Below are 21,485 nucleotides of genomic sequence, written 5' to 3' on the forward strand. Positions count from 1 at the left end.
CGCCGTACGAGCGCGCCAACGTGTTCATCGTCTACAACAGCGTGGAGAACGCCCTCGTCGAGCCGTTCGCCGCACCGGCGCCGCGCCCCGAGCACATCGCCTCGCGCTCGTTCGTCCCGGTCGGCTGACCCCGGCGGCGCCTTGTGCTGTCCGTGCCGCGACCGGGGTGGGGCCCGGCGCGGCGCGGACGCGCACTACTCCTGCACTTCTGCGTCGGTGCCGGAGCGCGGCCCGTCAGGCGTCCTCTCGGTCGACGGGTACGACGCGGTGGTCGAACGGATAGCGCTCCAGCGCCGCGGCGAGTTCGGGCGAGCCCGGCGTACCCCTGACGACGGCCGTGAACCGCCCGTCCGCACCGGTGACTTCGACGCTCCCGTCGAGCGCGCACGCGGCCAGCTCCGCGGCCACGATGCGGGCGATGGAGTCGGCGACAAGCACGGGCTTGGCCGGCTTGCCCACCGCGGTGACCGGGATGGCGTCGATGACGTGCACCGCCTTGGGGGCGGCGGCGGGCTCGGGGGCGTGCTCCTTGCCCCACGCGAGCAGGTCCGCCTCGGACACCGGTTCGCCGCCCACCGTGACGTACGCGATCGGGACCTCGCCGGAGTACGGGTCGGGGCGCCCCACGACCGCCGCCCCGGTGACGGCCGGGTGGGCGAGCAGGGATTCCTCGACCGGGATCGGGTCGATGTTGTGCCCGCCGCGGATGATGAGGTCCTTGGCGCGTCCTTGCAGGAAGACATAGCCGTCCTCGTCGACCGCGCCGAGGTCCCCGGTGAGCAGCCAGCCGTCGAAGACGCTGCCGGCCGGGTCGGGTCCGTCCGGGCCGAGGTAGCCCGGGAACACCGAGGGCCCGGAGATGGCCAGCACGCCGGTCTCCCCCGGCGCGCAGTCGGCGACCGGCCGCCCGTCCGCGTCCACGGTCACCGCCTTGACGTGCTGGTACGCCAGGCGCAGTCCCACCGATCCGGCACGCGGCGCGAACGGCGGAGTGGCGGAGGTCGCGCAGGTCGCCTCGGTCAGGCCGTACCCCTCCAGCATCGGCACCTTCGCCTCCGCCTCGAACCTGTCGCGCACCCGGCCGGGCAGCGGCGCGGCGCCCACCGCTCCCGCGCGCAGGCTGGACAGGTCGACGCCGTCGGGCACCGGGGGCAGTGCGGCGTAGACGGTCGGGACCGCGGAGAAGGAGGTGACGCGGAAGTGCTCGATGATGTGCCAGAAGTCGGCGGTCAGCGCCTTGTCGCGGTAGCCGAGCGGGCCGAGGCTGACCACGGGCCGGCCGTGCATGAACGCGCCCAGGCCGGTCACGTGCAGGGCGTTGACGTGGAACAGCGGCAGCCCGGCGAGCGCCACCGCGTCACCGGTGTACACGCCGATGAAGCCGAGGGCCCAGGCCATGTAGACCTGCATCGCGTGCGTGTGCGGCGCCACCTTCGGGACGCCGGTGGTGCCGCCGGTGTGGAAGTAGCCGCAGATGTCGCCGGGTTGCGCCTCGTGGCCGTTGACGAGGCGGTCGTCCAGTTGCCCCGCCGCGGCTTCGTCGAAGTCCCCGCCCACCAGCAGGACTTCGCGCAGCGACGGGACCATGTCACGGATACGTTCCGCCTTCTCGCGCAGGCGTACGTCCGCCACCAGGAGTTCGGCTCGGGTGAGCCGCAGGATGTGCGCGAGGTGCTCGTCGCCGAGGGCCGGGTTGACCGGGTTGGCGACCCCGACCGCCTCCGCGGCGAGCAGCACGGAGAACATCCGGCCGCTGTTGGGCAGCATGATCCCGACCACCCCGCCGGGCCGCAGGCCGTGCGCGGTGAAGGTGTTGGCGGCCTGGTGCACGCGGCGCAGCAAGTCGGCGTACGTCCAGGTCGGCGCCTCGCGCCACGGCCCGCCGTCTTCGCCGAGCAGGTGGAGGGCGGGCGCGTCCGGCGTGGCCTGCACGGACCGCCGGAGCAACTGGTAGGTGTTCGCCGGGAGCCCGCGCTCGGCCAGCGGTACCGCCTCGATGCGCGGCACGTCTTCGGGGACGAGGACGAGCGGACGCGGACCGTCGGTGTGGTGCTCGCTCACGAGTGGCCTCCTGCCATGAGGTCGGTCAGGTCGTCGGGCTCGATGAACGACGCGGGCACGGGCGGCCCCAACTGTGGGGGATCCGCAGGTCGTCGAAGACCTCCGGCTTCGTCGTCGACGTCGTCCACCTCCCATCACGTGTGGTTCGGGAACCGCACAGGCGCGGGCTCGATGAGGAGATTGTGGTGGGCGGTCGAGCGGCTCAGGAAGGCCGCCAGGCCGGGGACTTCGTCGGTGGCCCGGAAACCGGTCCCTTCCGGCAGTGTGCCGACGCGCATTCCGGGCCGCCCTGCGTCGTCGTCGACGAGTCCGATTCGCGGGCCGTGCTCATGCGGCCCGGGACTCGGCGAGCGTCGGGTAGTCCGTGTAGCCGGTCTCGCCGCCGACGTACATGAGGTGCCGGTCGCGGACCTGGTTGAGCGGCGCGCCGGTGCGCAGGCGGTCGACCAGGTCGGGGTTCGCCAGGAACGAGCGGCCCAGCGCGATGAAGTCGGCCCCGGCGGCCAGCAGCCGTTCGGCCTGCGCCTTGCCGCCGTCCGCGGGCAGCGGCTCGCCCCACGCCAGGAACGGGTTCGCGACAAGCGTGCCGGACCAGCGGCGGCGGATGTCGTGGAAGAGCGGCTTGTCCGGGTCCGCGAAGACGACGTGCAGGTACGTCGGACCGATCTCGGACAGCGCCGCGATCAGCGCCGGGTAGATCTCCTCGGTGTCGCCCTCCTCGATGCCGTTCACGGTCAGGCCGGGCGCGATGCGCACGCCGACGCGTTCGGCGCCGATCTCGTCGGCGACCGCGCGGACGACCTCGGTCACGAAGCGGATCCGGTTGGCGACCGCGCCGCCGTACTCGTCCGTGCGCAGGTTGGTGTTCTGTGCGAGGAACTGGTGCAGCAGGTAGCCGTTGGCGGCGTGCACCTCCACACCGGCGAACCCGGCCTCCACGGCGTTGCGCGCGGCGGCGGCGAAGTCGGCGACGGTGGAACGGATCTCGTCGACCGTCATCTCGCGGGGGACGACGGAGGGCTGGTGGCCGGCGGGCGTGAACATCGTGTCCGGGAGGGCGACCGGCGAAGGCGCGACCGGCATGTGGCCGCTGTTGTCGGGATGGCCGATGCGGCCGCCGTGCTGGATCTGGAGGAACATCCGGCCGCCGGCCTCGCGCACCGCGTCGGTGACGCGCCGCCATCCGACGACGTGCTCGGGGGCGTGGATCGCGGGGATGTTCGGGTACGTGATGCCGACCGCGCTGGGCGTGGCGGCCTCGGCGATGATGAGCCCGGCCGACGCGCGCTGGGCGTAGTACTTGGCCATGATCGCCTGCGGGACGCCGTCGGCCGCCGCGCGGTTGCGCGTCATCGGGGCCATGACCAGGCGGTTCGGCAGGGTGAGGGCGCCGAGGCGGGCGTCGGTGTCGAAGAGGCCGCGTTCGGCGGCGGAGGAGGCTCCGGCGGTGTCGGCGGCTGTGGCGATGGAGGCCGCTGCGCCCGGGCCGGGGGTGGCGGCCGTGGTGGTGGCCGTGGTGGTGGTCGTGGGAGCGGCGGTTGCGAGGGTGTTCGTCTCGGTGTTCATGGGACGACTGTGCGCGGCGGCGCTGTGGAAGCGCTGATGATCCGCTGACGGGCCTCCCACCTGCGCTATGTACGGTGATCTCATGCGATACGGGGTGCTTGGTCCGCTCATGGTGTGGGACCGCGACGGAACCCCGGTCAAGGTCGCCGAGCCCAAGGTCCGTGCGCTCCTGGCCGATCTGCTGGTGCACGAGGGCCGTCCGGTCTCCGCCGACCGTCTCATCGACGACCTGTGGGGCGACCAACCGCCGGGCAACCCCGCCAATGCGCTCCAGACCAAGGTCTCCCAACTGCGGCGTGCTCTGGGCCGGGAGCGGGTGGTACGCCAGGCGCCCGGCTACCGCCTGCACCTCGACCGCGCTGCCGACGACGGGGACACGGGCGACGAGATCGACGCGGACCGGTTCAGGTCGCTGGTGGCGGAGGCCCGCCGCGCCGCCGATCCGGGCGTACGGGCCAACCTGCTCACCGAGGCGCTGGGGCTGTGGCGCGGGCCCGCGTACGCCGACTTTGCGGACGAGGAGTTCGCCCGCGCCGCCGCACACCGGCTGACCGAGCAGCGTCTCTCCGTCGTCGAGGAACAGGCCGAGGCCCGCCTCGAGTCAGGCGACCACACCTTGCTCACCGGCGAACTCGCCGGCCTCGTCGAGCGCCATCCGCTGCGCGAGCGCCTGCGCGCGGTGCAGATGCGGACGCTCTACCTGGCGGGACGTCAGAGCGAGGCACTGGCCTCGTACGCCGATCTCCGCACCCGCCTCGCGGACGAACTGGGGCTCGATCCCGGACCGGAGACCGCCGCGCTGCACGACGCCATCCTGCGGCAGGACCCGGCGCTGGCCACCGCCGCAACAGTCACCGCTGCTCCGGCTCCGGCTGTGTCTGTGGCTGTGGCGTCGGCGACCGAGGCGCAGCTGGTTGTCGCACCGACGCGGCCCACGACCCCGCCGACCAATCTCCCTACACCGTTGACGCCGCTCATCGGGCGCGACGACTCCCTTCGAGACGTCGGCCAACTCCTGGACACCTCAAGGCTCGTGACGCTGACCGGCCCGGGCGGCGTGGGCAAGACACGCCTCGCAGTCGAGGCCGCCACCCGCTCCGGCAGGGCCGCCCCCGAGAAATTCCCGAACGGCGTCTGGCTCGTCGAGTTCGCCGGGCGGCGGGGGGACGCGGACGAGTTGGCCCAGGTGATCGCGTCCGTACTCGGCATCCGCGACGACGCACCGGCCCTGCCCTCCGGGTTCGGGGCATCCGGGACACCACTCGACCACCTGGCCGCGGCACTGCGTGATCGCCGCGACCTGCTTGTCCTGGACAACTGCGAGCACGTCGTTGAACCGGCGGCGGAGCTTGCCGAGTTCCTGCTGCACCAGGCCTCGGGACTGCGCGTCCTGGCCACCAGTCAGGAGCCGCTCGGAATCGCCGGTGAGACGGTCCACGTCGTGGAACCGCTGCAACCTGAGGACGCCGTACGCCTGTTCGCCGACCGGGCGACGGCCTCCGCGCCCGGCCTGTCGCTCGCCGGGGCCGTCGGCGAGACCCGTGCGACGATCGCCGAGATCTGCCGCCGACTCGACGGGATTCCCCTGGCGCTGGAGCTCGCGGCCACGCGCGTACGCTCGCTCGGCGTCGCGGAACTGGCGGCCCGGCTCGACGACCGCTTCCGCCTTCTCGACCGCGGCCTGCGCGCCCGCCCGGCGCGGCAGCAGACGCTGCGCGCGGTGCTCGACTGGAGCTGGGACCTGCTCTCGGAGGCGGAACGGGCGGTGCTGCGGCGGCTGTCCGTGCACAGCGACGGCTCCACGCTGGCCGCCGCCGAGTCGGTCTGCGCCGATGCGGAGGTACGCCGCGAGGATGTCGTCGGCGTCGTGTCGCGGCTCGTGGACCGGTCGCTGGTGGTCGCCGTGGACGGCCCCGCGGGCGGACGCTACCGACTGCTGGAGTCGGTGGCGGCCTACGCGCGGGAGCGGCTCGCGGAGGCGGAGGACCCGGGACCGGTGTGGGACCGCTACCTGGACCACCACCTGGCACTCGCCGAAGCGGCGGAGCACGGACTGCGCGGCGCCGACCAGCGGAAGTGGCTGGTCGGCCTCGATGCCGACGCGGCGAACCTTCGGGCCTCGCTCGACGAGGCGGTACGCCGGGGCAGGTTCCGTACAGCCGTCCGCCTGGCCCGGGCCTTGGCGTGGTGGTGGCTGCTGCGCGGACACCTGACCGAGGGCCGGCGCGCGCTTGACGCGGTCTTGTCCGCAGTCCCGAACGTCGAAAGCGTCGAAGACGTCGAAATCGCTGAAGTCGCCGAACTCCAGGTCCTGCACGGCGCATTCGTCCTGCTCACCGGCGACAGGTCGGCCTCCGGCACCTGCCCCGAGGCGGCGATCGAGGACCCGGCGCGTCGCGCCCGAGCGGTTTGGCTCTTCGCGTACGCACTGTTCAACGCAGGCGATCCGGCCGCCAGCCGTGCGGCCAACGCCCGGGCCCTGGACTTGGCCACAGCCGCCGACGACCGGTGGACGACAGCCGCATCGCTGGCACTCGGCGCCACCAACGCGCTCGCCGCCGGAGACCTCGACGCGCTCGCGCCCGCGGGACTGGAGGCCGCCGCAACGTTTCGGGAACTCGGGGACTCCTGGGGCGAGTTGCAGACCGTCTCACCGCTCGCCTCGCTGGCCGAGATCAGAGGGGACTACGCGGAGGCGTCCCGTCGGCAGCACGACGGGCTGCGTATTGCCAGGGAACTGGGGCTGTCCGCCGAGATCGCGGCCCGGCTGTCGGGGCTCGGCAGGCTCGCGCTGTTCACCCATGACTGGGCGCGTGCCAGGGAACTCCATGAGGAGGCACTGCACTTGGCGTCCTCCCAGGGCTACATGCTGGGCAAGGTGCACGCCGAGATGGGGCTCGCGCTCGGAGCGCGACGTGCGGGCGACCTCGACGACGCCGAGCGCCGTCTGATCCATCTGCTCAAGGCGTACGCGGACATCGCCGCTCCGGCGGGCGTCCACCTGCGCCGGTCGGAACTCGGATTCGCCGCCGAGCAGCAAGGCCACCGGGAGCGAGCGGCCGTACAGCATCTCATCGGCCTGGAGGTCGCCCTCGCGATGGACGAACCACGGGCACTGGCCCTGTCGTTGGAGGGCCTCGCGGGCGCGGCGTCGCTGGCCGCGGATCGGGACGGCGCCGAACGGGCGGCCGTACTCCTCGGCGCGGCGGACGCGTCGCGGCAGAGCGTCGGGGCACCGCTGCCCGCCGCGGAACGCACCGACGTCGACCGCATCACCGCGGCAGCCGTCAAGGTGCTCGGCGGCGACGACTTCGGCACCGCGTTCCGTCGCGGTGCCGAACTCGCTCCGGCACAAGCCGTGGACCTGGTTCGGCGTACGTTTCCGGCCACGAACTGACCGCAGCGGCGGGGCATCGAGACGGCCGGTATACGCACTGTCGGAACCTCCAAACATCCAGGCCGTCGATCCGCGGCACGCGGCGCGGCACGCCGAGCGGGCTCCGCGCGTCGGCCGGCGAGCCCTGCCGCCGTCCTGCGCCCGAGGTTCGGTCGCAGCGCTTTGACCAGGGAGTTCACCTCCGGCCAGACCCCGCGGCCGGGCTCTCGTAGGAATCTTCGCTTCCGGATCGTGGCCTCGTTGACACTCTCCGCATCCGAATATGGACTGGGCGCGGTGCCGCCACACCGGGAGCACGGGGCTCCCAGGGACTAGCGGTGCCGCGAAGGACATGACCGTTGACGACAGCGACCGGAATCCTCGAACCCGCGTCCCTCCCCATGGCCGTCGCGGCGGCCCGAGTCTTCGACGTCGAGCCCTACACACCCCACTGCCAGGTGATCCGCGAGGAAGGCGACCACGCCGTCATCGGGGTGTCGCCGGGGAACAGCTACTTCTCCGCCCAGCGCGTGATCGACCTGGCCCGCTGGGGTGTCGCCAACTTCCGTGAAGTCGACCTCGTCTACACCGACTTGCACGTCGCCGAGATGTACGAAGCCCTCGGCTATCCGGCCGACGACGCGCGGCGCAAGGCGGTGAAGAACCTGCGGGGCGTACGGGCGAAGGTGACCGGCGCCGTGGAGGCCGTCGGTCCGCACGGGGGCCGACTCCGCTCGCACCCCATGTCGGCCTTCACCGACAACCCGGCCTATCGGGCCATCCACGAGCACATATCCGAACTTCTGGAACACGACCCGGAGTTCGTCCGCACTTGCGATGCCCTGGTGGACTCGTTCCTGTCCTCCAAGGTCCTCGACGGCAGAGCGGCGACGGCGGAGCAGCGCGAGGTGTGCCTGAAGTACGTGTGCGCCGAGGCGCCGTTGTTCCTGGACACACCCGCGATTCTGGGCGTGCCCTCCTCGCTCAACTGCTACCACCAGCTCCTGCCGATGGCCGAGTTGCTGTACTCGCGCGGATCGGGACTGCGGGCCTCGCGCAATCAGGGGCACGCCATCGTGAAGCCGACCGAGGGACCGCACGACAGGCCCGTCGCCGTGTCCCTGACCGGATCTCTCGGCGGATCCCGGGCCACATCCGCTGCCGCCGACACCACTTCTGAAAGCACCGCCACCGCCACCATCGCCACGGAAGGCAACCGCCATGACCGTTGAGACGCTGCCGCTCCAGCCCGCCGACGCGCCCGTCGACTTTCCGTTCTCCTGGCGGGGCGACCAACTCCCCCACGAGATCGAGATGTTGCGCAAGGAGCCGGTGAAGCGGGTCCGGACGATAGCCGGTGACGAGGCGTGGCTCGTGTCCTCCTATTCGCTGTGCAGGCAGGTGCTGGAGGACCGGCGTTTCAGTCTCAAGGACACGTCGGCCCCCGGCGCTCCGCGGCAGTACGCGCTGACGATTCCGCCCGAGGTCGTCAACAACATGGGCAACATCACGGGCGTGGGGCTGCGCAAAGCGGTGCTCAAGGCCATCAACCCGAAGAGCGAGGGCCTTGAGGAGTGGATGCGCGCGTACGCCGCCGATCTGGTCGACGGACTGTTCGCGCAGGGGGCGCCGGTCGACCTGCGGTCGCGGTTCGCCAACCCGTACTCCGAGGCGCTGCACTGCCGGATCCTGGGCATCCCGCTCGCCGACGCGCCGCGGCTCGCGGCCAGCCTCGACATCGCGTTCATGAACTCGGCGTGCCCGGTGACCGGGGCGAAGCTGAACTGGGACCGCGACATGGCGTACATGGTCGAACGCCTCGACGACCCGGCCACCACCGGGCTCATGGCGGAGATCGCGGCGTTGCGCGGGAACCCGGACTACGCCCACCTCACGGACGAGATGCTGGCCACGGTCGGCGTCACCATGTTCGGCGCGGGGGTGATCTCGACGTCGGCGTTTCTCACGATGGCCGTGTTCTCGCTGCTCCAGCATCCCGAGGTGTGGGCCGAACTACGGGACGACAGCACGAAGATCCCGGGCGCCGTCGACGAACTGCTGCGCGTCAACCTGTCGATCGGCGATGGCCTCCCGCGCGTCGCGCTGGAGGATGTGAAGCTCGGGGACGTCGAGGTCAGGAAGGGCGAACTGGTGCTGGTCCTGGTGGAGGGCGCCAACTTCGACCCCGAGGCGTTCGACGATCCACACCTTGTGGATATCGCCCGCCCGAACAGCGACACCCACCTGTCGTTCGGCGGCGGCCAGCACTACTGCCCGGCGACGGCCCTCGGCAAGAAGCACGCGGAGATCGCGTTGGAGACGCTGATCGCGCGCATGCCGGACCTGCGGCTCGCCGTGCCGGTCGAGCAGATCGTCTGGCGTACCGGGTTCATGAAACGGATGCCGGAGCGCCTGCACGTCATGTGGTAGCCGGCGAAGGCGGCCCGGCGCCGTTGCCCTGGGAGTCGTCCGCCGTCGTGCGCGGCCCCGTCCGGTCTCCGGCGGGGTCGCGCTCACGCTTCGGCCGTCGGGCGGCGGCCCCGGGCCCGCGTTGCGGCTCAGCGGTCGTCGTACGTCCGCTTCCAGCGCTCGCGGTGCCGCCGGTCGCCCTGCCCGGCGCCGTTGAGCGCGGCGAGGACCGGCAGTCGCGTGCCGTTGTTCCACAGGCCGAGGAAGTCCCGGTGGATGGCGATGATGCCGTTGTCGACCGCGAAGGCGGTCGACTGGCGCGTGAAGCGGCTCGTGGTCACAAGGATGGCGACGTCGGCCCCGAAGTGCACCTGGGCGCCGCGCAGTTCGCGCAGGTCTCGGGCGGGGATCGCGGCCTTCGGCGCGTACCGCTTGCACTGCACGACCATCGTCCGGCCGTCTGGCATGCGCCCGCGCACGTCCGCGCCGTTGTCGCCGGCTCCGCCCACGCGCCGCACTTCCGTGCAGCCGTCGCGGCGGCACAGGTCGGCCACGTGTTCCTCGAACTGCGTTCCCGTCATCGCGTCGAGTTCGTCGAGCGTGCGGCGCCCGGCGGCGACCGCGTCCTCGGCACGCCATTCGTGGTCGGCCGCTCGTACGCGACGATCGGTCCGTACCGCGAACCACGCCGCGCCGCCCAGGACTCCGACCACCAGCGCGGCCAGCGCGTACGGCCAGCCCGACACCCGGTAGACCAACGCGACGGCCACCACGAGCGCGCCGCCCACCAACACCAGCTCGGATGCCCCGAGCCCTTCCGTACCCCGCCCGCCTGCCATGGCGGCCCCCAACCGGATCGACACCCTCCACAGCAGTGTGAGCGCCACCCGGTCGCAAGGGAAGGCCTGTTGATCGCCGGAGCGTTCGGGGCCGGGTCTGCTGCCCTGCGCTCTCTCCACCCCGTCGGCCGTCCCCTCGCGAACGCCTTCGGCCGCTTCCCGCCCGGTGACCTCATGGGGTGGTCGGCGGGGGCTGATCGGGGCCGAGGTACGTTCGAGGGGAATTGTTCGCCGGCGGCCGGCGCCGCCCGGGTGAAAGTGGGTGCGGGTCGTGGGACGTGTTCCGGGTGCCGCGGTGGCGGGGTTGGGCTTGGTCGGCGGGTACGCGGTGGCGCGCTTCTCGAAGCGGCGGCCGCTGGGCGGCGTCGTGCTCGCGGGCGCGGGTGCGGTGGCGGCGAAGGGCTGGAAGGACGCCGCGGGCGTACCGGTCGCGGCGGGACTGACGGGTCTCTACCTAGCGGCGTTCGGTGTCTCGCATCCGCTGGCGAAGAAGATCGGCGCCTGGCCCGCGGTGTTCACGGCGGCGGGGTCGGTCGCGGTCGCGTCGTATCTGCTGGCCGACCGCGGAGCGGCGGACGAGGTCGCCGCGGGTTCCTGATCCGAGCGCGCCTACGGACGGCCGGACCGGACGATCACGCGTGTACGGTCCAGCCGTCGGTGGCGCGCGGCGGGACTAGCCGCGCTTGAGCGTGTCCAGGAACGAGCGCCAGGTGTGCGGGCCCAGTTCCAGGTGGCCGCGGTCACGCGCCTTGGTGTCACGCACACCGGCCGTGGCCTCCAGGCCGGCAACCTCAACACAGTTGTCACCGCCGTCGCTGTACGTGCTCTTGCGCCAGGCCGTGGACGACTGAAGGCTGCTGCTGCGGTTCGTGTTCAACTACAGGTCCTCGATCAATCTCTTCAAGGTCGCCGACGTCTCGCGCGGAGACATCGCGGACGATTTCACATGGTCCCAAGCAGTCTCATACCGCTCAAGCTGTTCGTCCTCCACGTAGGTGGAGGAAGTCAGAGAGTTGACGCAGACGATCGGCCCGGAGTTGTCGAACCGCATGATGGTGAACGACCCGTCGAGTCCGGCGTGAGCACCTGCGCTGTACGGCAGCAGTTGCACGGTGACGTTGGTCATGTCGCGGGAGATCTCGCGCAGGTGCCTGAGCTGTTCCTTCATGACGTCGCGCCCGCCGATCTGCTGGCGCACCACCTGCTCGGTGAGCACCGTCCACAGTTGCGCGGGCTTTTCCGACCGGGTCAGTACCACCTTGCGGGCCATGCGGAGTTGCACGAACTTGTCGACCTGATCGGCTTCTTCCCACTTCCGACTCGCCTCGACCACAGCGTGCGCGTAGGCCTCGGTTTGCAGGAGGCCCGGAACCAGGAAGCCGCCGAACGCGCCGATCTGCCGTGCCTCCTCTTCCAGGCTGAGGTAGTCCGCGAGCGGGTCGCGCACCACACCTGAATAAGGCTGCCACCAGTTGCGTTTCGTGCTGGTCCGCGCAAGCTCTTTGAGTTCCTCCTGCTTCGCTTCGTCGGTAACGCCGTAGACCTGGAAGAAGATCAGCAGATCGCGCGGGTACAGCCGCTGTTTGCCAGTCTCGATCTTGCTCAGTCCGGACACCGAACGCTCCAGCAGCGGCGCGGCGTCCTCGAGTTTCCACGCCTTGGCGGTCCGAAGCGCTTTGAGCTCCATGCCGAGTCGGAGCCGTCGGACGGTCTGGCGCAGGTTCGCCACGTGGCGCTCCTCTCAGGCACGGACTGATGGCGGTCACAGTGTGTCGGCTCATCACAGCCATGGCCAGTGACTCGAAAATTTTCGAGTAAGTAGCTTGCCGCTTCCATAGCTTCGAGTATTACATTGGAGGGAATCACGTTGCGCAGTGGAACCAATACGCACTGCGACAACATCACTTCGCGATGCCTTCGCACCGCGCAGCCCCTGGGGGTGCCGTGCACGCTGAACACACGGGTAGAGACGCCGACTTGGTCTTCCGCCTGAGGCTGCCGTGCGAGTCCAGAGCAGTCGCCGCGGCCCGAGGCACGATCACCAACGTCGCCGGTCTCCTCGGCGTGGACCAGGACGTCGCGACGCTGGTCGCCTCGGAACTCGTCACCAACGCCGTACGGCACGCATCCACCGGCGACGGCATGGTGCTGTCGGTGTACGCGAACCGCGCGTGCTGGTTCGTCGAGGTCGTCGACCACGCTCCGACCCTGGTCCCGCAACTGCCCCACGGGGACAGCTGCTTCGCCAATCTCACCGACGACGCCACGAGCGGGCGGGGGTTACCCCTGATCGTCCTGTTGGGCGGCACCCTGGAGGTCCACTCCGTCGGACAGGGACGCAAGGCCGTCTCCGCCACGCTCGACTACGAGCCGGGCATCTGACCTCGCGTGCGACTACACAGGGCCGGTGAGACGACGCGCGGTGCGGAGCGCGGGCGACTGGGCGGCCAATTCGGCGAGCAGTTCGTCGGCGGCGGCTTGCACGGCGTCGAGCGGCATCGGGGCGAGGCGTTCGAACAGGAACAGGGCCCGCGTGGTGGACTCGGTGATGCGGGTGCGCGTGCACTGCCGGTGGTTCCACCTGCGGCAGGTGACGCCCAGGTCATCCGCCCAGACCACCTCGCCCGCCGACGGATGTTCCACGGCGGGCTCGCCGTTGGCCACGGTCTCGAAGGGCTCGGTGCCGGTGGCGCGGATCAGGCGCGGTGCACCTGAATAGGCGTCGAGGTCCTCCCCGCCGACCGGCAGGCGGTGGGCGACGCTGACCGCGTTGTACGCGTCCACGATCCGGTTGACCTCGGGCAGACCCGCGCCCGCCCTGCGGATCAGGGCCTCGGCACTGTTGCGCGTACGGTTCGGCTTGGCGCCGAAGGCGGTGTACGCCTCGCGCCACGCCGCGATGTGCGGGTCGGCGGTGACGTCGAGGTCGGCCGCGCTCTCCGCGGCCGCCTTGAGGAGTCCACCGGACCAGGCGTCGGCGGGACCGCCGGGCAGGCCGTCCACCGCGACCACCAGGACCGCGAAGTCGGGGCGCAGGGCGTGGACGGCCGGGTCCACGAGCACGCTCGCGACGACCCGGTCCAGGTCGGGGGTGGTGGGCATGCCGGGCTTCCCTCCGGTCGTTCTGATGAACTCTACGGTAGCATTAACCGACCGCGGGCCGAGCTGAGAGCCGGCGGGTCGGCGGCATGGGACGACGAGTGCGGAGGCAGACGACGTGGACGACAGGGCCATCGTCGAGGCGGTCGCCGCCCGCGTACGCGCACTGCGCAAGGAACGCGGTTGGAGCCTCGACGTCCTCTCGACGCGCGCACAGGTCAGCAAGGGTGTGCTGGTGTCGCTGGAGAACGGCCGCTCGAACCCGAACCTCGCGACGCTGGTACGCCTGTGCGACGCCTTCGGCGAACCGCTGACCACCCTGCTGAGCGCGCCCGAACCGCTGCTGCTGCAAGCCGCCGCCCCCGAGGAGCAGTCCGTCCTGTGGACCGGCCCGGACGGCGGCTCGGGCACCCTGGCCACCGGGGTCTCGCGTCCGGTCGGGGCGGAGTTGTGGCACTGGCGCCTGCTGCCCGGCGAGCGGCACGCGAGCGAGGCGCACATGGCCGGGACCGTCGAGCTGCTGCACGTACTGAGCGGCACCCTCACGGTGACGGTCGCGGACCGCGAGGTGGTGCTGCCGACCGGCCACGCGCTGCGCATGGCGGCCGACCACCCGCACGCGTACGCCAACCTCGGTGGCGAAGTGACCGAATACACCGGCGTGGTGCTCGTTCCGCAGCGGCAACAGCCGGTCTAGTCGGCCCGGTTCGGGTGTCTGCACTGCCACGCGCCGCGCGGCTGCCTCAGACCGCGCGCAGCATGCCGTCGAGCAATTCTCCGAGCCCCGCGGCGATGTCGGTGCGTGACGGCGGGACGGACCACCCCGCGCCGGCGATCGAGTCGAACATGATGCCCTCGCACCACGCGACCAGGAAGCGGCCGTGCCGGACCGGGTCCTGCGATCCCATCGCGGCCATGATGCCGACGGACGCCTCGCGGAACGCGCGTCCGGCCTCGTCGTACGCGCCGCGCAACTCCGGCCGCCGGGTGGCCTCCAGGGCCAGTTCGTAGCGGGCGATCTTCTGGTCCCGGCCCTGGCGGATCGCCTCGCTGACGATGTCCGCCAGCAGGTCGACGACGGCCTCCCGACTGGTGGGCAGGAGCGCGGCGAGGTCGGGCGGGTTGCCGTCGGCCCCCTCGGACGCCATCGCCTCGGCGAACTCCCCCGCCTCGCGCACGGTCATGCGGGCCAACGTGACTTCGAGCAGGGCCGCCCTCGTGCGTGCGTAGTAGGAGGTCGAACCGGGGGGGAGCCCTGCGGCCTCGTCGACCGCGCGGTGGGTCAGGCCGCGCATGCCGCGTTCGACGAGCAGGTTGACGGCGGTGTCGCCGATGAGGTCCAGGCGTGCGCCTTTGCCGATGGTCACGGCCCCACCCTAACAATCATCACTACAGGCGTAGAGAATCTCGGCACTACATGTGTAGAGTCATGAGCATCGGGGCTCTACACCTGCAGAGGACAAGAGCCGGACGAGAAGGGGACAACCATGACTGTTTCCACCCGTACCGCTGTCATCGTCGGCGCCGGGGTCGGTGGCCTCGCGACCGCCGCGGCACTGCACCGCGACGGCTGGTCGGTGCGCGTGCTGGAGAAGCACCTGCCTGTCGAGCCGATCGGCGCGGGCATCTCCATAGCCTCCAACGGACTTCGCGCCCTCGACACCCTCGGCGTCGGTGACCGCGTGCGCGGGCTCGCGGCGATCCACGGGGACGCCTCGCTCCGCACGCCGGACGGGCGGGTCGTCGCCGCCTCCAGTGCCGACGCGTTCGTACGCCGCTTCGGCGACCCGATGGTGCTCGCCACACGGGCTGCCTTGATGGAGACCCTGCTGTCCCTCGTCCCCGAAGGAACACTGCGGCAGGGCAGCGCCGTTGACGTCGACCCCGGCGACGCGGACCGGGCCGCGTCCGTCACCACCGCCGACGGCGAGGTGCACCGCGCGGACCTGGTGGTCGCGGGCGACGGCATCTGGTCGCCGCTGCGGCGCCGCCTGTTCCCCGACCACCCGGCTCCGAGCTATGCGGGCTTCACCACCTGGCGGGCCGTCGTACCGATGCCCTCCTCACCGCTCGCCACCGGCGAAACCTGGGGGCGAGGAAGGGTGTTCGGCGCGATGCCGCTCGCCGACGGCCTGGTCTACTGGTACGCCGCCGCCAACCGCCCCGCGGGCGGGAAGCACCCGGACCCGCGCGCCGAACTCCTCTCCCTCTTCGGTGGTTGGCACGACCCGATCCCCGAACTCGTGGGCTCCGCAGGCAACAACGCGATCCTGCACCTGGACGTGCACTGGTCCGACTCCCCGCTGCCCGCACTGCACCGCGGACGGGTCGCGGTCATCGGCGACGCCGCACACCCCATGACGCCCAACCTCGGCCAAGGCGGCAACCAGGCCCTGGAGGACGCGGTCGACCTGGCCGCGGTCATCGCCCATCACGGCGACGAAGTACTCGACGCGCTGCCGGAGTTCTCCGCGCTCAGACTGCCGCGCACGACCGACGTCGTACGCCGGTCCCGGCGCATGGGCGCGATGACCCAGTGGGAGTCGCGCCCCGCGGTGGCCGTACGCAACGCCCTGCTGCGGCTGTCCGCCCGGCTGTCCCCCGACACCGCGATCAAGCCCCTCGACAGCATCATGGCGTGGCGCCCCTTCACCGCGGCGTGACCGCGGACACGTCGGCCACCGCCCGGCCGGGCCGGTCCTCCGCCGACCCGCCCAGCAGCCCGTCCATCGCCGCGTCGGCGTCCGCGAGCAGCGCCGACGACGACTCCAGCGAGTCGTACAGCAGCGTGACGGACACGTCGCGGATGCCGCAGAACTCGGAGATCCCGACACGGAGCGTGCGTTCGAGCACGTCGTCCCAGCCGTTGGCGACGAAGTGCTCGCGCCCGTAGCCCGCGAGGCCGATCCACGCCATGCCCTTGGCGGCCAACCGGGGGCGGCTGCGGCCGTACGCGAAGCCGTAGCCCCACACCCGGTCGATCCAGCCCTTGAGGATGGCCGGGAGGCCGAACCACCACACCGGGAAGACCACGACGATCACGTCCGCGGCGTCCACCCTCCGCTGGTGGCCCCGGACTTCGGCGGAGTAGACCTTGTCGCGGTCCGCCCAGTCCGGCTCGTCCTCCGGACCCAGGCGGGGGTCGAACCCCTCGGCGTACAGGTCCAGAACGTCGACGTCGTAACCGCCGGCGGCAAGGCGCTCCCGGGTCCGCCGGGCCACAGCGGCGGTCAGCGCATCGGAGCGCGGGTGCGCCACGACGAGCAACGCACGCGCGGTCGAAGGAAGTTGCTGCTGCACGGCGTCGGCAGTCATCGTCACTCCCCGATCCGGACGAGCATCTTGCCGGTGTTGGCGCCGCGCATCATCCCGAGGAACGCGGCCGGCGCCTGCTCGATGCCGTCGACCACGGTCTCCTCACTGCGCAGGCTCCCGTCCGCGAGCCAGCCGGCCGCCTTGCCGATCCACTCCGGGAACAACGGGAGGTAGCTGTTGACCAGCAGGCCGCGCAGCGTGATCTCCTTCGCGACCGCCTGGAACAGGTTGTCCGGCCCCGGGACGGGCTCCGTCGCGTTGTACGAGCTGATCGCGCCGACCATCGCGATACGCCCGCCGACCCGCATGGCGCCGATCGCGGCACGGAGGTGGTCTCCGCCCACGTTGTCGAGGTAGACGTCCACACCCTCCGGCGCGGCCGCGGCCAGTTGCCCTTCCAGGTCGCCTGCGCGGTAGTCGATCGCCGCGTCGTACCCGAAGTCCTCGACCAGGCGCCTGGTCTTCTCGGGCCCGCCCGCCGAGCCGATGACACGGCTCGCACCGAGCTTGCGGGCTATCTGGCCGGCGACGCTGCCGACCGCGCCCGCGGCGGCCGAGACGAAGACGACGTCGCCCTCGCGGACCGGGGCGACCCGGGTCAGCGCGGCGTACGCGGTGAGGCCGGTCGTGCCGAGCACGCTCAGGTACGCCTCCTCGGGTGCGAGAGCCGTGTCGGCGATGGTGGCGTACGCGGCGTCGACCACCGCGTACTCGCGCCACCCCGAGAAGTGCGTGACCGTCGCGCCGACCGGCACGGACGCGTCCCGGGACTCCACGACCACCCCCAGCGCGCTGCCTTCCAGCGCGGCGCCGAGTTCGAAGGGCGGGATGTAGGAGGGGACGTCGTTCATGCGACCGCGCATGTAGGGGTCGACCGACATGAGGGTGTTGCGGACCAGGAGCTGCCCCTCTCCGGGACGCGGTACGTCGGTGCGTACCAGCTCGAAGACCTCCGGCCCGGGCTCACCGACGGGACGGGCGGCGAGGCGGATCTCGGCGGAGCGGGTGGCCGCGGCGGTGTTCGACATCGTGGGCTCCTCGGTGCGCGCCCGGGCCTTGCGACCCGGGCGGTGGATCCGGCGGTGTTCCCCGCCGGTGATCCGGAACTCTGCCGACACCCGCGCACGCCCCACGCACGCTCCACGCACGGCCGGCTGTGTCCATGCCAATGAACTGCGCGCCAAAGGGATCCTGGTCAACGCGGTCAGTCCCGGCTCCTGCGCGACCGACCTCAGCCGCCACTCCGGGATACGCACCTTTGAGGAGGGCGCAGCCATCGCGGTTCGCCTGGCCACCGTCGGCGAGGACGGCCCGACCGGCGCCTTTCCGGCCGAGGACGGGCCGATTCCCTGGTGGGGCCATGCCGCACCGCCTCCCCCGGAGCCTGGCCGGGCGGGCCATCTGCGGGCCCGGATAGCGTGGGGGGATGTGGTTCGAGGTGTTGGGCGACGTTCGGGCGCGGACCAAGGACGGGGGTCTCGTCGCGCTGCCCGAGGGCAAAGTGCGGGCCGTGCTGGCCGCGCTGCTGGCCCACCAAGGCGCCCCCGTCTCGGCGGACCGGTTGATCGACGACGTCTGGGGCGAGGACGCCCCCGGCAACCCCGTCAACACCCTCCAGACCAAGGTCTCGCAGCTGCGCCGCGTCCTCGACCAGGCGGAGCCCGGCGCTCGCGGGCTGGTCGCCTACCTCCCGGCGGGCTACCTGCTCCAGATCGAGGACGACGCCGTGGACGCCGCCCGGTTCTCGGCGCTGGTCGGGAGGGCGCGGAAGGAATCGGAGCCGGGCGTACGCGTCGCGCTGCTCACCGACGCCCTCGCCCTGTGGCGCGGGCCCGCCTTCGCAGACTTCCGCGACGCCGAGTTCACGCGCGCCTCGGTGACGCGCCTTGAGGAGCAGCGCCTGACCGCGGTCGAGGACCTCGCCGAACTATGCCTGGACCTGGGCGAACACGCGCTCGTCGCCGACGAGCTGGCCGACCTGGTGGCCGCGAACCCGCTACGCGAGCGGCTGCGCGCCGCGCAGATGCGCGCGCTCTACCGCGCGGGGCGGCAGGCCGAGGCATTGGCCGCGTACCAGGATCTGCGCGAGCGCCTCGCCGACGAACTCGGTCTCGACCCCGGGGACTCGGTCACCGCGCTGCACCAGGCGATCCTGGTACGCGACCCCGAACTGGTCGCGCCCGCCGCTCCCGTGGCCTCCGCCGCCCGGCCCACCACCAACCTGCCGGCGCGCCTGGACGCCCCGGTCGGGCGCGATGCCGCCATCACGCGGGTCTGCGGCCTCCTCGACTCCTCGCGACTGGTCACGCTGGTCGGCCCCGGCGGGGTCGGCAAGACACGCCTGGCCCTCGCGGCGGCGTCCGCCCGAACCGCGCGAACCGCCCGCGCTGACCGCGCTGACCGCGTCGGCCGCGCTGACCACGTCGACCCCACTGACTGCGGCGACGGCGACGACGGCAAGGCCTCTGAGGCCCATGAAGCCCATGAGGCCCCCGACCCGTTCCCGGACGGCGTGTGGCTCGTCGAACTCGCCTCACTCGCCCCGGGAACTGCCGCACTCGCGCCCGCGGTCGCGGCGGCGCTCGGGCTCCGCGACGACGCCGCCCACGGCTCCGCCCTCGACCGCCTCGCGGATCTCCTGCGCGACCGGCGGCTCCTCCTGCTCCTCGACAACTGCGAACACGTCGTCGACGAGGCCGCCGAGTTGGCCGCGCGCCTGCTGCGCGACGCCGCCGGTGTACGCCTTCTGGCGACCAGTCAGGAACCACTGGCCGTCGCGGGCGAGATCGTCGAGGCGGTCGTCCCCCTGGAAGAGCACGACGCCGTACGCCTGTTCGCGGACCGTGCCGCGGCCTCCTCCCCCGGCTTCACCCTCGACGACGCGCGCTCCGCGACCGTCGCGGCGATCTGCCGGCGCCTCGACCACCTGCCGCTCGCCATCGAACTCGCCGCCGCACGCGTACGCGTCCTGGGCCTCGACGAACTCGCGCTACGCCTCGACGACCGCTTCCGCGTGCTGGCCGCGGGCCGCCGCGACGCCCCGTCCCGGCAACGCACGCTGCGGGCCATGATCGACTGGAGTTGGGACCCGCTGACCGCGCCCGAGCGCGCCGTCCTGCGCCGGCTGTCCGTCTTCTGGAACGGCTGCTCGCTGGACTCCGCCGAGGACGTCTGCGCGGACGCGGCGCCCGGAACCGGGGCCACCGCATCGGCCGTCCGGCGGTCCGAGGTCGTCGACATCGTCAGCCGCCTCGTCGACCGCTCGCTCCTGACGGTCGTGACCGGGGCCGCCGGGACGCGCTACCGGCTGCTGGAGTCGGTGGCGGCGTACGGCCGCGAGCGCCTCGACGAGGCGGGCGAGACCGCCGCGTTCACCGCACGGCACCGGACGCATTTCACCGCCCGGGCGGAACGCGCGGCACCGCACCTGCACACCCGGGACCAGCGCGCCTGGCTGACGAGACTCGACGACGACGCCGCCGATCTGCGCGCCGCGTTGGACGACGCGGTCGCGGCAGGCACCCGCGAAGCCCTCGCGGACGCGCTACGCCTGGTCAACGCGCTGTCGTGGTACTGGATGCTGCGCGGCCGCCTGACGGAAGCGCGCCGCGCGCTGGACGCGGTGCTCGGCGCGGTGCCCGAGACCGGGTCGGACAACTCGGCCAGGGCCGACGCCATCGCCCGGCGCGCGGCGTTCGCGCTGCTGACCGGCGACGGAGCGTACGCCGACGCGACCGCGCCCGGCGCCACGCCCCGCGCGGCGTGGTTCCTCGCCTTCGCCCGCGTCGGCTTCGGTGAGACGGCCGACGTCGAAACCGAACTCGCCCCCGTGCTCGACGCGTTCCGGACCGGCGGGGACACCTGGGGCCTCGCCGCCGCGCTCAGCACCCGGGCGGGCAAGGCGATCTACGACGGCGATCTGACGGCGCTGCGGGCCGACGCGGTGGAGAGCGCCGGACTGTTCGCCGAGCTCGGCGACCGCTGGGGCCATCTGCGGGCCACCGAACAGCTCGGCCTCCTCGCCGAGATCGCGGGCGACTACGCCGAAGCGGCCCGGCTGCACCGCGACGCGCTGCGGGTCGCCGAGGAGCTGCACCTGTGGGTGGAAGCTTCGTTCCGCCTCGCCCGCCTGGGCCGGATCGCGCTGCTGACCGGCGAGTTGGACCAGGCCGACGACTTCCACAGCCGGGCCGTGCGGCTCGCCGCGGAGCAGTCGCACAGGCCCGCCGAACAGTTCGCGGCGACCGGTCTGGCCATCGGGGCCCGGCGTCGCGGCGACCACGCGCGCGCCGAGGAGCTGCTGCGGCCGTGGGTCGCGTGGAACCGCCGCCTCGGAGTGGCGGCCGGCGAGGCGCTGGTACTGACCCTCCTCGGTCTGGTGGCCGAGCAGCGCGGCGACGCCGAGGCCGCGACGTCCCTGCATCTGGAGGGGTACACGGCAGCCGCGCGTACCGGGGACCCGCGTGCCGTCGCCTTCGCGCTGGAAGGTCTGGCCGGGGCGCGTTCGCTGGCAGGCGACCACGAGCGGGCCGCCGCGCTGCTGGGCACCGCGGAAGCGCTGCGCGCCTCGGTGGACAGCCCGCTGCCCGATGCGGAGCGCGACGACGTGGACCGGGCAGCGGCCCGGGCACGGCACGGGCTGGGCGCCGAGACGTACGCGAAGGCGGTCGACGCGGGCCGGACCATGACCCCGGACGAGCACATCGCGGCACTCACGCCCGGCCCGAGGCCGGAAAACCCTGCTGCCCGATGAGCACCCCAGCAGCCAGAATGTGAGGCCGCGGCAACAGCGGGGGCCCGGAGCCGCGTCCCACGGCGCA

18 protein-coding genes and 1 pseudogene are annotated in these 21,485 nt (G+C 72.3%); 9 read left to right on the top strand and 10 right to left on the bottom strand.

Going from position 1 to position 21,485, the window contains the following annotated elements; genetic code table 11:
- Window positions 1–128, top strand: a pseudogene (locus AB0C36_RS20660) (ectoine hydroxylase); the annotation flags it as partial.
- Window positions 129–234: 106 nt separating this feature from the next.
- Here the strand turns inward: AB0C36_RS20660 and AB0C36_RS20665 are convergent.
- From AB0C36_RS20665 to AB0C36_RS20675, 3 genes are all read right to left on the bottom strand, one after another.
- Window positions 235–2,061 (bottom strand): AMP-binding protein, encoded by a 1,827-nt coding sequence (locus AB0C36_RS20665; protein ID WP_358356044.1) that lies wholly within the window; start codon window positions 2,059–2,061, stop codon window positions 235–237.
- 134 nt (window positions 2,062–2,195) lie between these two features.
- A complete protein-coding gene (locus tag AB0C36_RS20670; protein WP_358356046.1) occupies window positions 2,196–2,339 on the bottom strand; it encodes a hypothetical protein in 144 nt (47 codons plus the stop codon).
- A gap of 49 nt (window positions 2,340–2,388) precedes the next feature.
- Window positions 2,389–3,627, bottom strand: coding sequence for an alkene reductase (locus AB0C36_RS20675; protein WP_358356048.1), 1,239 nt, complete (start codon window positions 3,625–3,627; stop codon window positions 2,389–2,391).
- Window positions 3,628–3,709: 82 nt separating this feature from the next.
- On the opposite strand from AB0C36_RS20675, the gene AB0C36_RS20680 reads away from it, so the two are divergent.
- From AB0C36_RS20680 to AB0C36_RS20690, 3 genes are all read left to right on the top strand, one after another.
- The gene (locus AB0C36_RS20680) at window positions 3,710–7,024 is read left to right on the top strand and encodes an ATP-binding protein (protein ID WP_358356050.1); all 3,315 of its coding nucleotides are present in this window, start codon (window positions 3,710–3,712) and stop codon (window positions 7,022–7,024) included.
- A gap of 338 nt (window positions 7,025–7,362) precedes the next feature.
- A complete protein-coding gene (locus tag AB0C36_RS20685; RefSeq protein WP_358356052.1) occupies window positions 7,363–8,235 on the top strand; it encodes a cyclodityrosine synthase in 873 nt (290 codons plus the stop codon).
- On the top strand, window positions 8,225–9,433 hold the full coding sequence (locus AB0C36_RS20690; protein ID WP_358356054.1) for a cytochrome P450: 1,209 nt from the start codon (window positions 8,225–8,227) through the stop codon (window positions 9,431–9,433). The genes AB0C36_RS20685 and AB0C36_RS20690 overlap by 11 nt, the downstream gene beginning before the upstream one ends.
- A gap of 128 nt (window positions 9,434–9,561) precedes the next feature.
- On the opposite strand, the gene AB0C36_RS20695 is transcribed toward AB0C36_RS20690, so the two are convergent.
- Window positions 9,562–10,251 carry a restriction endonuclease gene (locus AB0C36_RS20695; protein ID WP_358356056.1) on the bottom strand — a complete coding sequence of 230 codons (690 nt, stop codon included), beginning with the start codon at window positions 10,249–10,251 and terminating at the stop codon, window positions 9,562–9,564.
- A 271-nt stretch (window positions 10,252–10,522) separates the two neighbouring features.
- Between AB0C36_RS20695 and AB0C36_RS20700 the strand changes: the two genes are divergently transcribed.
- Window positions 10,523–10,849 carry a hypothetical protein gene (locus AB0C36_RS20700; RefSeq protein WP_358356058.1) on the top strand — a complete coding sequence of 109 codons (327 nt, stop codon included), beginning with the start codon at window positions 10,523–10,525 and terminating at the stop codon, window positions 10,847–10,849.
- A gap of 75 nt (window positions 10,850–10,924) precedes the next feature.
- Here AB0C36_RS20700 and AB0C36_RS20705 read toward each other — a convergent pair whose 3' ends face one another.
- Both AB0C36_RS20705 and AB0C36_RS20710 read right to left on the bottom strand, forming a co-directional pair.
- Window positions 10,925–11,128, bottom strand: coding sequence for a DUF397 domain-containing protein (locus AB0C36_RS20705; protein ID WP_358356060.1), 204 nt, complete (start codon window positions 11,126–11,128; stop codon window positions 10,925–10,927).
- Window positions 11,129–11,980: a helix-turn-helix domain-containing protein gene (locus AB0C36_RS20710; RefSeq protein WP_358356062.1), complete on the bottom strand. Its 852-nt coding sequence runs from the start codon at window positions 11,978–11,980 to the stop codon at window positions 11,129–11,131.
- Between the two features lie 248 nt (window positions 11,981–12,228).
- Here AB0C36_RS20710 and AB0C36_RS20715 point away from each other — a divergent pair, with 248 nt between their 5' ends.
- A complete protein-coding gene (locus AB0C36_RS20715; protein WP_358356064.1) occupies window positions 12,229–12,633 on the top strand; it encodes an ATP-binding protein in 405 nt (134 codons plus the stop codon).
- 12 nt (window positions 12,634–12,645) lie between these two features.
- Here AB0C36_RS20715 and AB0C36_RS20720 read toward each other — a convergent pair whose 3' ends face one another.
- On the bottom strand, window positions 12,646–13,353 hold the full coding sequence (locus AB0C36_RS20720) for a B3/B4 domain-containing protein (RefSeq protein WP_358356066.1): 708 nt from the start codon (window positions 13,351–13,353) through the stop codon (window positions 12,646–12,648).
- A gap of 115 nt (window positions 13,354–13,468) precedes the next feature.
- Between AB0C36_RS20720 and AB0C36_RS20725 the strand changes: the two genes are divergently transcribed.
- A complete protein-coding gene (locus tag AB0C36_RS20725; protein WP_358356067.1) occupies window positions 13,469–14,047 on the top strand; it encodes a helix-turn-helix domain-containing protein in 579 nt (192 codons plus the stop codon).
- A gap of 46 nt (window positions 14,048–14,093) precedes the next feature.
- On the opposite strand, the gene AB0C36_RS20730 is transcribed toward AB0C36_RS20725, so the two are convergent.
- Window positions 14,094–14,717 (bottom strand): TetR/AcrR family transcriptional regulator, encoded by a 624-nt coding sequence (locus AB0C36_RS20730; RefSeq protein ID WP_358356069.1) that lies wholly within the window; start codon window positions 14,715–14,717, stop codon window positions 14,094–14,096.
- Between the two features lie 120 nt (window positions 14,718–14,837).
- Here AB0C36_RS20730 and AB0C36_RS20735 point away from each other — a divergent pair, with 120 nt between their 5' ends.
- Window positions 14,838–16,013 carry an FAD-dependent monooxygenase gene (locus AB0C36_RS20735; protein WP_358356071.1) on the top strand — a complete coding sequence of 392 codons (1,176 nt, stop codon included), beginning with the start codon at window positions 14,838–14,840 and terminating at the stop codon, window positions 16,011–16,013.
- On the opposite strand, the gene AB0C36_RS20740 is transcribed toward AB0C36_RS20735, so the two are convergent.
- Together AB0C36_RS20740 and AB0C36_RS20745 are read right to left on the bottom strand one after the other, a co-directional pair.
- Window positions 16,000–16,665, bottom strand: a complete 666-nt coding sequence (locus AB0C36_RS20740) for an NAD(P)H oxidoreductase (protein ID WP_358356072.1) — start codon at window positions 16,663–16,665, stop codon at window positions 16,000–16,002. The genes AB0C36_RS20735 and AB0C36_RS20740 overlap by 14 nt on opposite strands.
- 2 nt (window positions 16,666–16,667) lie before the next feature.
- Entirely contained in the window at window positions 16,668–17,693 is a 1,026-nt protein-coding gene (locus tag AB0C36_RS20745) for an NADP-dependent oxidoreductase (RefSeq protein WP_358356074.1), read from the bottom strand.
- A 398-nt stretch (window positions 17,694–18,091) separates the two neighbouring features.
- On the opposite strand from AB0C36_RS20745, the gene AB0C36_RS20750 reads away from it, so the two are divergent.
- Window positions 18,092–21,418: an AfsR/SARP family transcriptional regulator gene (locus tag AB0C36_RS20750; protein ID WP_358356076.1), complete on the top strand. Its 3,327-nt coding sequence runs from the start codon at window positions 18,092–18,094 to the stop codon at window positions 21,416–21,418.
- The last annotated feature ends 67 nt before the right edge of the window (window positions 21,419–21,485 follow it).

The sequence above is a fragment of the Streptodolium elevatio genome (assembly GCF_040649515.1).
Classification (GTDB): domain Bacteria; phylum Actinomycetota; class Actinomycetes; order Streptomycetales; family Streptomycetaceae; genus Yinghuangia; species Yinghuangia elevatio.